This window comes from Paenibacillus nanensis (assembly GCF_003583765.1).
In the GTDB taxonomy this organism is placed as follows: Bacteria; Bacillota; Bacilli; order Paenibacillales; family Paenibacillaceae; genus Pristimantibacillus; species Pristimantibacillus nanensis.
The window spans coordinates 1-14287 of sequence record NZ_QXQA01000025.1; the positions used below are offsets into that span (position 1 = coordinate 1).

Consider the following 14287-nt stretch of genomic DNA (forward strand, 5'->3'; position numbering starts at 1 on the left):
GTCTTACAGGCAGGTTACCTACGTGTTACTCACCCGTCCGCCGCTAAGCATCGTGAAAGCAAGCTTTCACTTAGCTCCGCTCGACTTGCATGTATTAGGCACGCCGCCAGCGTTCGTCCTGAGCCAGGATCAAACTCTCCATAAAAGTGTTTGATTGCTCATTACGTTTGTTGCTTGAAGCTTTTCGCATCGGCTAAAGCCGAGTACGAAAACTTCTTATATCTATTAACTCGTTACCGAATTAACAGGGCAGTTTCGCTCGTTGTTCAGTTTTCAAAGAACAATCTTTTTCTTCCGTGTCGCCCGTGTCTCAGCGGCGACTTAGATAATATATCACGTTTGCCTATACGAATGCAAGTGTTTTTTTCTTTTTTTTATTTTTACAAACAATGGGGCCATTTATTCCTTCCTTGCGAGGAAAGAATAAATGGCCCGTCCATGTTTTATTTGATGACTTCTTTGATATGAAGATGTCTCTCGATCGTTAAGTTCACAATCGCTCCGCCGACGGACACCCATGGTCGTGTCGGATTTGTGCGGTCTGAGAATATGATTTCACCAATTCTCTCATCGCTCAATCGAACAACGGTTCCGTTATGGAATGCCGTCACTTTCTCGATAAAGATTTGAACGTATGCAGGGTCCAGCTTACCAAACGATTCGCTAAGGAGCTGCTCCAACACCAAATAAGGCGAAGCTGCTTTACGATAAGCTTTATTCAGCGTCATCGAATGGAATATGTCCGCTATGCTTACGATCTTGGCGTATGGATGGATCTTTGTCGAGTCAATGCCGAGCGGATATCCTGTTCCGTCAACCTTTTCATGATGCTGCAAAGCTGCAAGCTTTACCCCTTCATTAAGCGCCGCGACATTTTTGAGGAGCTGATAACCAAAAACGGTATGCCGCTTCATCTCCTCATTTTCTTCCGGCGTCAGCGCATTCGGCTTGGACAAGATACTTTTATCGATCCGAACATTGCCGATATCCTTCAGTAACCCGGCTAGCGCGACTTGCATCCACTCTTTCTGCGGTTGTCCGACCCATTGCGCTATAAGATAGGAGGTCAGGGCGGAAGTTACGCTCTTATGGAGCAGATAGTCGTCTTGCTGGAACACTCTTGGAATAAACGTAAGGATTTTATAGTCGGCTATATGCTGCAGAAGACGTTCTAACTGCACCCGGATATCCATAACGGGCATACCTTGTACGGTAGACGAGTTGAACACTTTCCGCATGAGATCAATCATTTTTTCATACTCGTTCTGCAGATTGGTCGCAGGGAGCTGAACCTTTTTCACTGCAGCCGAGTTTTCTTTCTTCTCTTCCCCGCTCTTCGCTTCGCCCTGCTGGTTCTCTATGGTCACCTCAGCTACGAGGAACGCTTGCAGAATATCAATATCCTTAGGCGTTAAAATCTTACCCTTGTGCATTAATACACTACCAAGCGGGGTGAGGACATCCTCTATAATTTTGTCGCCCAGCTTCACCTTCGATACCGCTACTACACTCATGGAAGTCCCCTCCCTCTGCTTGCTAGTCCGTTATTGGATCCGTTGATGAAGGCTCGTTATCTTGGCCTTCTTCTCCCGTCTCCGCTTCAGCCTCTTCACTGCGTGCCACGCGAGTTACAGTTGCAACCGTATCGTCTTCGCGCGTATTAATCAGCTTCACGCCTTGCGTATTACGGCCCATGGTCGAGATTCCTTCCATGCTTGTCCGAATGAGCGTGCCAAGGGCAGTCATAATCATAAGATCCTCGTCATTCTCAACCACTTTGAGGGAGACGATCGGACCGTTCTTTTCTGTTACGTTAAGCGTCTTGATACCTTTGCCGCCGCGGTTCTGGATCCGGTATTCGCTTACCGGCGTACGCTTGCCATAGCCCTTCGACGTCACGATCAGTACGTCTCTATCCGGAACCACAACATCCATATCGATAACGGTGTCGTCATCGTCCAGGCCGATACCTTTCACGCCGGTTGCCGAGCGTCCCATCGATCGAACATCATGCTCCGAGAAACGAATGGACATGCCTTGCGCCGTGCCCATAATAATTTCTTGGTTGCCGTCCGTTAGCTTGACGCCAATGAGATCGTCGTCCTCACGCAAGGATATCGCGATTAGACCTACCTTACGGATATTGCTGTAATCATCAAGCGGCGTTTTCTTCACGACGCCCTGTCTCGTTGCAAAGAACAGGTACTGCTCGGAATCGAATGCCTGAACCGGAATGACCGCATTGATCGTCTCTCCCTGCTCGATTTGGATCAGGTTGATGATCGGCGTTCCTCTAGCCGTACGGCTTAGGTCCGGAATTTCATAGGCTTTCAGCTTATAAACCTTGCCCTTATTGGTGAAGAAGAGCAAGAAATGATGCGTGTTGGATACAAAAAGATGCTCAACGAAATCATTTTCTTTCGTATCCATGCCGACCACGCCTTTGCCGCCGCGTTTTTGGCTGCGGTAAGTCGTTACCGGCAGACGCTTTATATAGCCGGAATGCGTAATCGAGATGATGACATCCTCGCGAGGAATTAGATCCTCGTCCAAGATTTCTTCGTCGCTCGCCGTAATTTCGGTGCGGCGCTCGTCGCCGAATCTTTCTTTGATCTCATCAAGCTCCTTGCTGATAATATCCAGCACGAGCTGCTCGTCCGCCAAAATCGCTTTGTATTCCGCGATCTTGCGCATAAGCTCCTCGTATTCCGCCTCGATTTTGTCGCGTTCCAAACCTGTCAAGCGCTGGAGACGCATATCGAGAATCGCTTGCGCCTGATCATAAGAAAGCGCAAACCGGGCAATCAAGCCTTCGCGCGCTTCATCCGTCGTTTGCGAAGCACGGATCAAAGCGATTACCTCATCCAAGTTATCAAGCGCAATACGCAAGCCTTCCAGGATATGCGCGCGTGCCTCCGCCTTCTTCAGATCGTATTCTGTACGACGGCGAATAACCTCGATTTGGTGCTGCAAGTAGTGATACAGCATATCGCGCAGATTAAGCGTCTTCGGCTCGCCATTTACAAGCGCGAGCATGTTGATGCCGAAGTTGGATTGAAGCTGCGTCTGCTTGTACAGGTTGTTAAGAACGACGTTCGGATTAACGTCCCTCCGAAGCTCGATAACGACGCGCATGCCGTTGCGATCGGATTCGTCGCGGAGATCGGTGATCCCTTCGATTTTCTTCTCGCGGACCAGCTCGGCGATTTTTTCAACAAGACGCGCCTTAATGACTTGATAAGGCAGCTCGTGAACGATAATGCGAGCTTTGCCGTTATTCTCTTCGATGGTCGCTCTTGCCCGCATCGTTACGGAACCGCGTCCGGTTAAATAAGCCTGACGGATCCCGCTACGGCCCAAGACGAACGCTGCCGTCGGGAAGTCAGGTCCTTTCACATAGTCCATCAGCTCAAGCGATGTAATATCCGGGTTACGGATGAGCGCCTGAGCGCCGTCAATGACCTCATTCAGGTTATGCGGCGGAATATTCGTCGCCATACCTACGGCAATACCGGTCACCCCGTTCACCAGCAGATTCGGGAACCTTGAAGGCAATACGACCGGCTCTTGCTCTTCTCCGTCATAGTTCGGAGCAAAATCTATCGTTTCTTTGTTTATATCGCGAAGAAGCTCCATTGCCATCTTGGACAAACGGGCCTCTGTATAACGCATGGCCGCCGCCATATCACCGTCAACCGAACCGAAGTTGCCGTGTCCTTCAACAAGCATATACCGCATGGAGAAATCCTGCGCCATCCTGACCATCGATTCGTATACCGCCGAATCGCCATGTGGATGGTACTTGCCGATAACTTCGCCAACGATTCTGGCTGATTTCTTAAAAGGCTTGTCCGGTGACATGCCCAGGTCGGACATCGCGTACAGAATACGGCGATGAACCGGCTTCAATCCGTCTCTCACATCAGGCAAAGCGCGGCTTACGATGATGCTCATCGCATAATCCATAAAGGAATCTCGCATCTCTATGCCGATATCACGGTCTGTCACTGACATTCGTTGTTCTTCCGCCATGCTTAACCTCCCTGACGTCATCTATCTGTGACTCAATGACTCTTTCCATATATTACTTTCACAAATGAAGCGCATATAAACCTTGCCTAAAGCAGCGCTTCCGGGTCCAAGGCCCTATTCTAAACGATTCGGTAAAAATAGGCCGACGTTCATCTCCATAAGAAAATATTAGACATAAAGTAAATAGACCCAACTTTTATTATACCATTCATTCCAGTGTCTGTCTTGTCTCTTGCCTCTTACTTACGAGAAAAATTGCTTTCCGTTCGTCAATCCGGAGGCTATATATTCGGGTGTGCTCAAACATCGTTCGACCCTGACTTAGACTAAAAGGAAAGGTGGTTTGACATTGGCGATTCGAAGAGTAAGGAGCAAATGGGCGAAAACAAAGGCCCTGCTGCAATCGCGGGAGCTGCGGCCCTATGTTCCGCTCACCAAACGTTTCAGCCGGACCGCGCTCCATGCCATGCTGGAACAATTCGACATGGTTTATATAAAACCGATTGAAGGCACGTTCGGCAAAGGCGTTATCCGGGTTGAGAGATTTAGTGAGCCTTCTCCAGGCTATCGCTATCAAATTCAGAACAGAGAATACTCCTTTGAAACGTTCGACGAGCTTTACTGGGCACTGCAGGATTACACAGGCAGAAAAGGCTATCTCGTGCAGAAAGGCATTGATTTGCTGACGTACCGCAACAGGCGGTTCGACATCCGAGTCATGATCCAAAAAAACTTAAGCAACCGCTGGGAGACAACCGGATTCATCGGCCGGCTGTCGCATCCGGATCACGTCGTAACCAACTATCACAGCGGGGGAACCCTCCTGCCTCTCGAGCGATTGCTGTCCGAGCATTTAAGCGCGGCCGATGTGGCGACCTACAGAAGAGACCTGAAAACGCTTGGCGTTATGATTGGCCGCCAGCTTAGCAAAGCTTATCCCGGATTGAAGGAGCTTGGCGCGGATATCGCGATCGACACCGATTTCCATCCCTGGATCCTTGAAGTGAATACGAAGCCGCATTTGTATGCCTTCAAGCAGATTGACACAAGTATGCAGCGAAAAGTAACGCGGTACGCCAAGGCCTACGGCGGAATGAAGTAAACTATCCGGCGCAAGAAGCGCAAAAAAAAGAGCAGCCCATTCCGATGAATGGCTGCTCTTCCTCGCTTAAATATCAAGATTGGTTACATATTTCGCGTATTTCTGAATAAACTCCCGACGAGGCTCTACATTATCGCCCATTAGCGTATCAAAAATTGTGTCCGCTTCAATCGCATCCTGGATCGATACTTGCAGCATCGAACGGCTCTCGGGATCCATTGTAGTCTCCCAAAGCTGAGTCGCGTCCATCTCGCCGAGACCTTTGTATCGCTGAATGTTCACCTTGGCGCCCTCGCCGAACTCGGCGATAATGGCGTCCCGCTCCTTTTCCGTCAGCGCGTAACGAACGACCTTATTGCGCTCGATCTTAAAGAGCGGCGGTTGCGCGATATACACAAAGCCGGCTTCGATAATTTGACGCATATAGCGATAGAAGAAGGTCAGCAGCAAGGTGCGGATATGCGCCCCGTCGACGTCGGCGTCCGTCATGATGATGATCTTATGATAACGGGCCTTCGAAATATCAAAGTCATCGCTAATGCCGGTTCCAAGCGCCGTAATAATGGCGCGGATCTCGGCGTTGCCGAGAATACGGTCAAGACGGGCCTTCTCTACGTTCAAAATTTTACCCCGCAGCGGCAGAATCGCTTGGAAGTGGCGATCGCGGCCCTGCTTCGCGGAACCGCCCGCGGAGTCGCCTTCGACGATATACAGCTCGCTGATCGACGCGTCCTTGGAGGAGCAGTCCGCCAGCTTGCCTGGCAGCGATCCGACCTCGAGCGCGCTCTTGCGGCGAGTCAGCTCGCGCGCCTTACGCGCAGCTTCGCGCGCGCGGGCGGCTTGCAAGCCCTTCTCAACAATCTTGCGGGATACCGTCGGGTTCTCATCCATAAATTCCTGGAATTTCTCCGCAAAGAACGACTCCACGATACCGCGCACTTCGCTGTTGCCCAGCTTGGTCTTCGTCTGTCCTTCGAATTGCGGCTCCGGAATTTTGACCGAAATAATCGCCGTAAGCCCTTCACGCACGTCATCGCCGGAGAAGTTGGAGTCATTATCCTTGATCAGACTCGACTTCCGGGCGTAATCGTTAATGATCCGGGTTAACGCGCTCTTAAAGCCGGATTCATGCGTACCGCCCTCATGCGTATTGATATTATTGGCGAAAGAATAAATATTCTCCGAGTAGCTGTCGTTGTACTGAAGCGAAACCTCAACCTGAATATTATCTTTCGCTCCTTCAACGTAAATCGGCGTCTCATGGAGCACTTCGCGGTTACGGTTCAGGAACGTTACGAATTCGTTGATGCCGCCGTCGTATTTGAACGAATTGGAAACACCCGTCCGCTCGTCCGTCAGCGTGATCTCGATTCCCTTGTTCAGGAACGCCAGCTCGCGAATCCGGTTCTGAAGCGTCTCGTAGTCATAGACGGTCGTATCCGTGAAGATCTCGGGGTCTGGCAGGAACGTCGTGCGTGTTCCCGTAGTATCCGTATCGCCTATAACCTTCACATCGTATTGCGGAATGCCTCTGCGGTACTCCTGCTGATAAATCTTGCCGTCGCGGCTAACCTGCACGCGGACATGTTCCGACAAGGCATTCACAACGGAAACGCCGACGCCGTGCAAACCGCCGGACACTTTATAGCCTTCGCCTCCGAATTTGCCGCCTGCGTGAAGAACCGTCATGACGACTTCCAGCGTCGACTTCTGAAGCTTCGCGTTCATACCAACCGGAATGCCGCGGCCGTTATCGATGACGGTAATGCTGTTGTTCTCGTGAACAATAACATCGATCTTGTTGCAATAACCGGCAAGCGCTTCGTCAATACTATTGTCGACGACCTCCCATACCAGATGGTGAAGGCCTTTGCCGCTGGTGGAGCCGATATACATCCCGGGGCGTTTGCGTACCGCCTCTAGTCCTTCCAGAACCTGTATCTGACTCTCGTCATACGTATGCTGTTCCAAAGACATGCAAGTTCACTGCTCCTCTCAACTGCTCTTCCTGTTCGTTATCCATTCGCCGCAAAATGATGCGCTCGCTTCTTCAGCGTAGAGGATGAAATCGGCGAATAGTAAATTTTTCGTTGTGTCACTACGATCGACTTCGGATCTTCCTCGCCAATCGTCTCGACGTCCTTGCGCTTAAGCGCGCCGGCTACGAATTGTTTGGACAGCTTGGAGGATTGCTCGATCGATATATCGAAAATCGCTACCAATTCGGCCGCGCGGATAATCTTCTCTCCGCCCAAGTGAATGTACATCCCGCAAATCACTTCTCCCTTAATCGCCCGATTAGACTGTCACTTTGCCTTCCCGCACATAATAGATGCCGGCATCATGGAGCTTGCTCATGTTGACGCTCTCCAGGCCGGTCGTCGTAATAAAAGTTTGGACTTTGCTCTGAAAGGTTTCTATCAGCTGCGTCTGCCGATTCTGATCAAGCTCGGACAAGACGTCATCCAGCAGAAGCAGAGGGTATTCGCCGATCTCCTCGTTAATCAGCTCGATTTCCGCGAGCTTCAGCGATAGAGCCGTCGTGCGTTGCTGACCTTGCGATCCGAATACCTGGGCTTCCTTGCCGTTAATAAAGAAGGCCAGATCATCGCGATGCGGGCCCGTTAAGCTTACCCCTCTTCGAATCTCCTGATCTCTCACCTGTGTTAACTTTATCATAAATTGCTCAAATAAAACAGATTCATCTTGCTGGGCGTCCGTATCGAAAGAGGGACGATACTCGATCGTCAGCTGCTCCGCGCCGCCCGTAATGCCGGCATGAATTTGCTCCGCGAACGCTTGTAATTTATTTATAAAGTGTTTCCTCTTTTTCATGATTTTAACACCGAACTCCGCCAGCTGCATATTCCATACGTCCAGCATGGCGTTATTGACACTGCCCGGCGAAGCGGTTTTCAAATAATTGTTACGCTGCTGCAGCACCTTGCCGTATTGCGTAAGGGTATGCAAATAACCGGGCTGCACTTGCCCGATTTCCATATCGAGAAATCGGCGGCGAACGCCCGGTGAACCTTTTACAATCTCCAGATCCTCCGGCGCGAACATCACGACGTTCAAGGACCCGATGAAATCGCTAAGCTTGCGCTGCTCCAGTCCATTGATCTTCGCTTTCTTGCCTTGCGAGGAATAGATTAAGTCGAGCTTGACCGTGCCGTACCGCTTGTTAACCTCTCCTCCGACTCTCGCCGAATCGGCCTGCCAGCCGATTAATTCCTTATCCTTCGACGTTCGGTGCGATTTCGACAAGGCCAAGACAAAGATTGCCTCAAGCAGATTCGTCTTGCCCTGCGCGTTCGGCCCTAAGAACACATTCACTTTATTCGGAGTCGCAAGCTTAAGCTCGCTGTAATTCCGATAGTTTTGCAATTCGATGCTGTTTAAAAACACGTTACGAGCCTCCCGGCGGTCCGCCCTCGCTTACTTGCCTGCCGCTACGACGAAAGTGCCGCAGCCTTCAACTTCTACCTTATCCCCAACATAGAGCTTGCGTCCGCGGCGGTTATCAGCCTCACCGTTTATGTGGATAGCTGTCTCCTGGAGAAAAAATTTCGCTTGTCCACCTGTGGATATACAGTCCGCCAGCTTCAAAAACTGTCCGAGCGCAATATATTCCGTCCGAATTTCGATTTCTTTCATGCTTTCGCTTCCTCTCTGGCCTAGCTTGTTGTGCGGTAAGGCAGGATGACATACATGCTGTAGTCATGATCCATCGGCCGAATAATGATCGGTCTCATCGCGCCGGTAAACCCGATGAACAGCTTCTCGCTGTCGAGGACTTTAAGCACATCAAGCATATATTTGGAGTTGAACGCGATGCGAAGCGGCTGGCCGGTCATGCTGGAGGCTTCCAGCTGTTCCGTAACCCGTCCGAGCTCCGTAGAGCTGGAGGAAATCTCGATCATGCCGTCATCCATCGTCGTTAACCGCACAATATTCGTTTTTTCCTCGCGGGACATCAAATAAGCGCGGTCGATCGCGTCCGTTAGATTCTTAGTATCGAGCACAAGCTCCGTTTCGAATACCTGTGGAATAATTTTCGACGTATCCGGATAGGTGCCGTCCAGGATGCGGGTATAGAACAAGATATTATCCACTTTAAAAAGGACCTGGTTGTCGGCCACAACGATATCCACAACCGTGTTTTGGTCCGGAATCAGACGGGACAGCTCGTTGAGCGTTCGAGCGGCAATAACGACATTGCTGAAATTGAAGGAGCTTTCTGCATCTACCTTTGTCGTGCGGCTGGCAAGCCGGTGGCGGTCCGTCGCCACGAACTTCAGTTCGCCGTCATGCAAATTCCAGAGCACGCCTGTTAGAATCGGGGTTTGTTCGCTGGTGGAGGCAGCCAGAATCGTCTGCCGAATCATGGCTTTGATCAGGTCTCCCGGCACCTGGAGCACTTCATTTTGTTCAATGGAAGGCAGCACCGGGAACTCTTCCGGATCGAGGCCAACCATTTGAATTTCGGTGGAGCCGGAACGAATGGTCGTCTGGAAGTTCGCGCCGACTTCAATAACGACTTGGTCGGAAGGCAGCTTCTTGACGATCTCGGCAAAAAATTTGGAAGGAAGAACGACGCTTCCCGGCTTTTCAATCGTTGCAATAACGAGATCTTCTTGTTCTACGGTAATAAAGCTTTGAATAGATATATCAGTATCACTTGCCGTTAGCGTGACGAATTGATGATTTACGTCGATTTTGATACCGCCAAGGATTGGAATGGCCGGTCTTGCGGAGGCTGCTTTAGCGACTTGTTGAATCGCGTCGTTCAACTCGTTTTTGGAAATGGTCAGTTTCATTTCGTCACCCGTTTCTGCTGTTTTTAGAAGATATTTTTTATAAAAATCTTAGTAGACGTAGTAGTAGGGGCCCTGAATATGTGGATAACCCCGTCTAACAGGGATAAAGCAAGCCTATCCACATGTGCATAGCGTGTGCATAGGCTTGCTTGGTTGTTCACATTTGATTTTTTATTTTCTCAGTCAGGTTTTGAATGATTTTGAACAGCTCTTGGTCTTCCTTCAGCTGCTGCGAGATTTTCTCATGGGCATGAATGACGGTCGTATGGTCCCTTCCGCCGAACGCCTCGCCGATCTTCGGCAGGGAGTAGTCTGTCAGCTCCCTGGACAAGTACATCGCGATTTGTCTTGGATAAGCGACCGCTTTCGTGCGCTTCCGCGCCTTAAATTCCTCAAGTCGAAGCCCGTAGAACTCGCCGACTTTCGCTTGAATATCGCTGATCGTGATCATTCTCGGGCGCCCTGACGGTATGATGTCCTTGAGCGCTTCCGCCGCAAGATGCGAGGTAATATCGGCGTTTATGAGCGAGGAGTAAGCGACTACCCGGATCAGCGCGCCTTCGAGCTCGCGAATGTTCGTATTGATCTGGTTCGCGATATAGTTCATCGCTTCATTCGGAATGTCCAGATTCTCGGCCTTCGCTTTTTTCCGCAGAATCGCGATTCGCGTCTCGAGGTCCGGCGGCTGGATATCCGTGATGAGTCCCCATTCGAACCGGGAACGCAGCCGATCCTCAAGGGTCGGAATTTCCTTCGGCGGCCGGTCGCTGGAGATGACGATATGCTTGCGTTCCTCGTGCAGCGCGTTGAAGGTATGGAAGAATTCCTCTTGCGTCTGCTCTTTGCCGGCCAGGAACTGAATATCGTCAATCAACAGAACGTCAATATTGCGGTATTTGGTACGGAAGCTTTCGCCTTGATTGTCCCGAATCGCGTTAATGAATTCGTTCGTGAACTTCTCCGAGGAGATATAGAGGACCTTCGTATTCGGATTATGGTCCATAATATAATGCCCGATCGCATGCATGAGGTGCGTCTTGCCGAGTCCAACGCCGCCATATAGGAAGAGCGGGTTATAGACCTTGGCCGGCGCTTCCGCGACCGCAAGCGACGCTGCATGCGCGAACCGGTTATTGGCGCCGACAACGAACGTGTCGAACGTATATTTCGGATTCAGCATATGCGAATGCGTCTCTTCCACAATAACGGGCGCTTTCTGCGGCTTCGGCGGTTGAACGACGCTTGGGTCGGCAGATTTCGGCTCGCCGACAGAGAATTTCACATCAATCTGCCTGCCCAAAAATTCGTAAAGGGTCGACCGAATGAGCTTGGTATAGCGTCCTTCCAGCCACTCTGCGGCAAAGGTTGTGGGCGCGGTTATTTCAAGTACGGAATCATCGACAAACGAAGCCTTTGTTTCCTTAAACCAGGTATCATAACTTGGTTTGCTTAGCTTCGTTTGGATAATTGACAATACTTGCTGCCACAAATCGTAGGTATGGCTGTCCACAGATTGTCACTCCTTATTCATCTTCGCGCAGATCGCGCAGTAAAGCAGAAATATGTCGAAATGGAATCGTTGCTCACGATTTCATCCACATTATGACGGATTAACGTACTTTGAGTTATAAATAGGGGATAAAATTGTTCACAATGTTATCCACAGCCTGTTAATAAATCGGGGGTATAAACCTTTACATCCACAACGAAAACATATCCATCATAGCAAATGACGCCTTATATTTCAACGGAATTGAGCATATTATCCACATCGTCAATAAGTTGTGTATAAAAGTTATCGACAATACTAGATATTGTTTATATCTTGTTAAGATTTCGACAAAGTTTTCATTCGGCCTCGGAAATTTGTCCACATGTTATTAATTTTCTGCCGGAGGTATACACCTTGCATTTTATCCACAGTTTAAATAGGGTATGAATTGCCAGACGGGCTGGGAGCCTCCAAGACATTGACTTTTGGCCGCCGGCGTGCTTTAATAGTAAAAGTGATTTTTGAGGAATGTAGCGGCTTTGGCCGAGTACGCTTTTCATATGTAATATAGGAGGTGCAGCATAAATGAGACCTACATTTAAACCGAATGTAAGCAAACGTGCGAAAGTGCATGGCTTCCGTAAACGGATGAGCACGAAGAACGGTCGTAAAGTTTTGGCGGCTCGTCGTCAAAAAGGCAGAAAAGTACTGAGCGCGTAAGATGAAGACCACGTCCGGTGGTCTTTTTTTTTGCTCAGATTTAGATAAAGGCTTATCTGGTGATACTAGTAAGATGGAGGAAGGGGACGGTGGAAAGCTGTTATGCGCAGAGCATTGCGTCTTCGAAATCGAGAGGATTTCAACCGGATCTACAGGGGCGGCAAATCTTTTGCGAATGGACAGTTCGTGGTCTATTGGTCGAAGCAAAAGGCTGCGGAGCCGTTCCGCCTTGGCGTATCCGCCAGTAAAAAAATCGGAAATGCCGTCATGCGCAATCGAATGCGGCGGATGGTGAAGGAGATTGTGCGCCATTTGGAGGATCGCGTGCTGCCGCACACCGATTTTATTCTCATTGTGCGAAAGCCAGCCACAACGATGGGCTATAAAGAGATGGAGAAGAGCGTTATTCATGTGCTCAAGAAGGCCGGCTTGTTGAAGTAAGGAAGCCGCTTGCCGAATTCGAAGTGATTTTGTATGAAAATGACTTATTCACAGCTCTTTTTTGTACCATATTGGCTGTGGATTGTGATGAAATGCAGCACGTCTGGAAATGAGCCTGTGGACAGGTCCCCGGCTTGTTTCTTTGCGCTGTAAATTATGGTATAGTCTATGGTGGAATAGAATGTTAAAGAAGCTCTCAGAGAGGAGATTGCATGTTGTTTCGGAATTCAAAACGAAAATGGCTTCTTGTAATAGGTTTGATCATGCTTGTGGGTCTGCTTGCAGGTTGCGCGCCCGTTAACCATACGGTGGATACGGAAGACCTTACAGAGGGTAACTTTTGGGAGAAAAACGTTGTTTATTATTTCGCGATAACGCTTGATACGTTCGCCGATTGGATGGGCGGATCGTATGTGCTTGCGATTCTTCTTCTGACGATTGTTGTTCGGACGCTGATCTTGCCGCTGACGATTAAACAATACCGGAGCTCGAAAGCGATGCAAGCGCTTCAGCCGCAAATGGCGGAAATTAAGAAGAAATATAAGGATAATCCGCAGAAGCAGCAGGAAGAGACGATGAAGCTGTTCCAGACGCATCAGGTGAATCCGATGGCGGGCTGTTTGCCGCTGATCGTGCAGATGCCGGTATTCATCGCGCTCTATAACGCGATTTATTGGAATCAGGATATCCGTACCGAGAAATTGTTCGGTATTGTTCTTGGCGAGCCGAGCCCGTGGTACTTCCTTCCTGTCCTTGCTGCGGCTACGACCTTTATTCAATCGAAGATGATGCAGAAGACGCAGACGCAGGCGGCTCCGGGCATGGGGATTATCCTGACGATTTTCCCAGTTCTGATTTTCGTGATGTCGTTATCGTTCCCTGCGGCTCTTCCTATGTATTGGGTATTCAGTAACATCTATACGATCGTTCAAAACTATTTCCTGTACGTACGTTCATCAGACAAGGGTAAGAAGGAGGTCCTTGCGAAATGAAGAAAATCGTTGCATCGGGCAAGACGATAGACGATGCGGTGCGTAATGGATTGGCTACTTGGCAAGTAACGGAAGAACGCGTGAAAATTGTTGTGTTGGAGCAGCCTTCGAGAGGGCTGTTCGGACTGTTCGGCGCCAAGGATGCGAAGGTGGAGCTGGAGCTTATCCCGGATCCGCTGGAGGAAGCCGAGCAGTTTCTACAGGATGTAGCAAGAACAATGGGCTTGTCCGTCAGCGTTGAACGCAAGCTGACGAAAGAAGGCGCTTTGCTGTCCGTATCGGGCGGAGGTGACCTTGGCATGCTGATCGGCCGCCGCGGCGGCACGTTAGACGCTTTGCAGTACTTGGTCAATATTGTAGCTAACCGTTATTCAAACAGTCATCTTCGAATCGTCCTTGATGCAGAGGATTTTCGCGAGCGTCGCCGGAAGACGTTGGAGGAGCTTTCCGAACGTCTGGCAGGGCGCGTCATCCGCACAAGAAAGGAAGTCGTTCTTGAGCCCATGACCTCGCATGAACGCAAGGTTATCCATTCGCAGCTGCAGAATCACCCGAAGGTGAAGACGTTCAGCAAAGGCGACGAGCCGAACCGGAGAGTCGTTATTGCGCTGAAGTGAGCGGCGATATGTTTGGTTGTACGAGCTTATAATTTCAACGCGCAGGGCTGTGCCTTCTGGAGAAGGTCGGC

13 protein-coding genes and 1 rRNA gene are annotated in these 14287 nt (G+C 49.9%); 5 read left to right on the plus strand and 9 right to left on the minus strand.

Annotated elements, in window-relative coordinates:
- The 3 genes from D3P08_RS25565 to gyrA all read right to left on the minus strand — a co-directional run.
- A 16S ribosomal RNA gene (locus tag D3P08_RS25565) occupies window positions 1-145 on the minus strand; the annotation flags it as partial.
- A 298-nt stretch (window positions 146-443) separates the two neighbouring features.
- Window positions 444-1514 carry an HD-GYP domain-containing protein gene (locus D3P08_RS25570; protein WP_119602967.1) on the minus strand — a complete coding sequence of 357 codons (1071 nt, stop codon included), beginning with the start codon at window positions 1512-1514 and terminating at the stop codon, window positions 444-446.
- A gap of 22 nt (window positions 1515-1536) precedes the next feature.
- Complete coding sequence (gyrA, locus tag D3P08_RS25575) at window positions 1537-4032, minus strand: DNA gyrase subunit A (protein WP_119602968.1); 2496 nt, start codon at window positions 4030-4032, stop codon at window positions 1537-1539.
- 349 nt (window positions 4033-4381) lie between these two features.
- Between gyrA and D3P08_RS25580 the strand changes: the two genes are divergently transcribed.
- Window positions 4382-5134, plus strand: coding sequence for a YheC/YheD family protein (locus D3P08_RS25580; protein WP_119602969.1), 753 nt, complete (start codon window positions 4382-4384; stop codon window positions 5132-5134).
- A gap of 66 nt (window positions 5135-5200) precedes the next feature.
- On the opposite strand, the gene gyrB is transcribed toward D3P08_RS25580, so the two are convergent.
- The 6 genes from gyrB to dnaA all read right to left on the minus strand — a co-directional run bounded on the left by gyrB (window position 5201) and on the right by dnaA (window position 11464).
- The gene (gyrB, locus tag D3P08_RS25585) at window positions 5201-7111 is read right to left on the minus strand and encodes a DNA topoisomerase (ATP-hydrolyzing) subunit B (RefSeq protein ID WP_119602970.1); all 1911 of its coding nucleotides are present in this window, start codon (window positions 7109-7111) and stop codon (window positions 5201-5203) included.
- Between the two features lie 38 nt (window positions 7112-7149).
- Complete coding sequence (gene remB / locus D3P08_RS25590; RefSeq protein ID WP_119602971.1) at window positions 7150-7401, minus strand: extracellular matrix regulator RemB; 252 nt, start codon at window positions 7399-7401, stop codon at window positions 7150-7152.
- Between the two features lie 31 nt (window positions 7402-7432).
- Window positions 7433-8542, minus strand: coding sequence for a DNA replication/repair protein RecF (gene recF, locus D3P08_RS25595; RefSeq protein WP_119602972.1), 1110 nt, complete (start codon window positions 8540-8542; stop codon window positions 7433-7435).
- Window positions 8543-8572: 30 nt separating this feature from the next.
- Window positions 8573-8791 carry a S4 domain-containing protein YaaA gene (yaaA, locus tag D3P08_RS25600; RefSeq protein ID WP_119602973.1) on the minus strand — a complete coding sequence of 73 codons (219 nt, stop codon included), beginning with the start codon at window positions 8789-8791 and terminating at the stop codon, window positions 8573-8575.
- A 20-nt stretch (window positions 8792-8811) separates the two neighbouring features.
- The gene (gene dnaN / locus D3P08_RS25605) at window positions 8812-9954 is read right to left on the minus strand and encodes a DNA polymerase III subunit beta (protein ID WP_119602974.1); all 1143 of its coding nucleotides are present in this window, start codon (window positions 9952-9954) and stop codon (window positions 8812-8814) included.
- A 157-nt stretch (window positions 9955-10111) separates the two neighbouring features.
- The gene (gene dnaA / locus D3P08_RS25610; RefSeq protein ID WP_119602975.1) at window positions 10112-11464 is read right to left on the minus strand and encodes a chromosomal replication initiator protein DnaA; all 1353 of its coding nucleotides are present in this window, start codon (window positions 11462-11464) and stop codon (window positions 10112-10114) included.
- 567 nt (window positions 11465-12031) lie between these two features.
- On the opposite strand from dnaA, the gene rpmH reads away from it, so the two are divergent.
- From rpmH to jag, 4 genes are all read left to right on the plus strand, one after another.
- The gene (rpmH, locus tag D3P08_RS25615; RefSeq protein ID WP_087572533.1) at window positions 12032-12166 is read left to right on the plus strand and encodes a 50S ribosomal protein L34; all 135 of its coding nucleotides are present in this window, start codon (window positions 12032-12034) and stop codon (window positions 12164-12166) included.
- A 102-nt stretch (window positions 12167-12268) separates the two neighbouring features.
- Window positions 12269-12607 (plus strand): ribonuclease P protein component, encoded by a 339-nt coding sequence (gene rnpA / locus D3P08_RS25620; protein WP_119602976.1) that lies wholly within the window; start codon window positions 12269-12271, stop codon window positions 12605-12607.
- A 212-nt stretch (window positions 12608-12819) separates the two neighbouring features.
- Window positions 12820-13599 carry a YidC/Oxa1 family membrane protein insertase gene (locus D3P08_RS25625; RefSeq protein WP_119602977.1) on the plus strand — a complete coding sequence of 260 codons (780 nt, stop codon included), beginning with the start codon at window positions 12820-12822 and terminating at the stop codon, window positions 13597-13599.
- Window positions 13596-14216: an RNA-binding cell elongation regulator Jag/EloR gene (gene jag, locus D3P08_RS25630; protein WP_119602978.1), complete on the plus strand. Its 621-nt coding sequence runs from the start codon at window positions 13596-13598 to the stop codon at window positions 14214-14216. The genes D3P08_RS25625 and jag overlap by 4 nt, the downstream gene beginning before the upstream one ends.
- Window positions 14217-14287 lie beyond the last annotated feature (71 nt).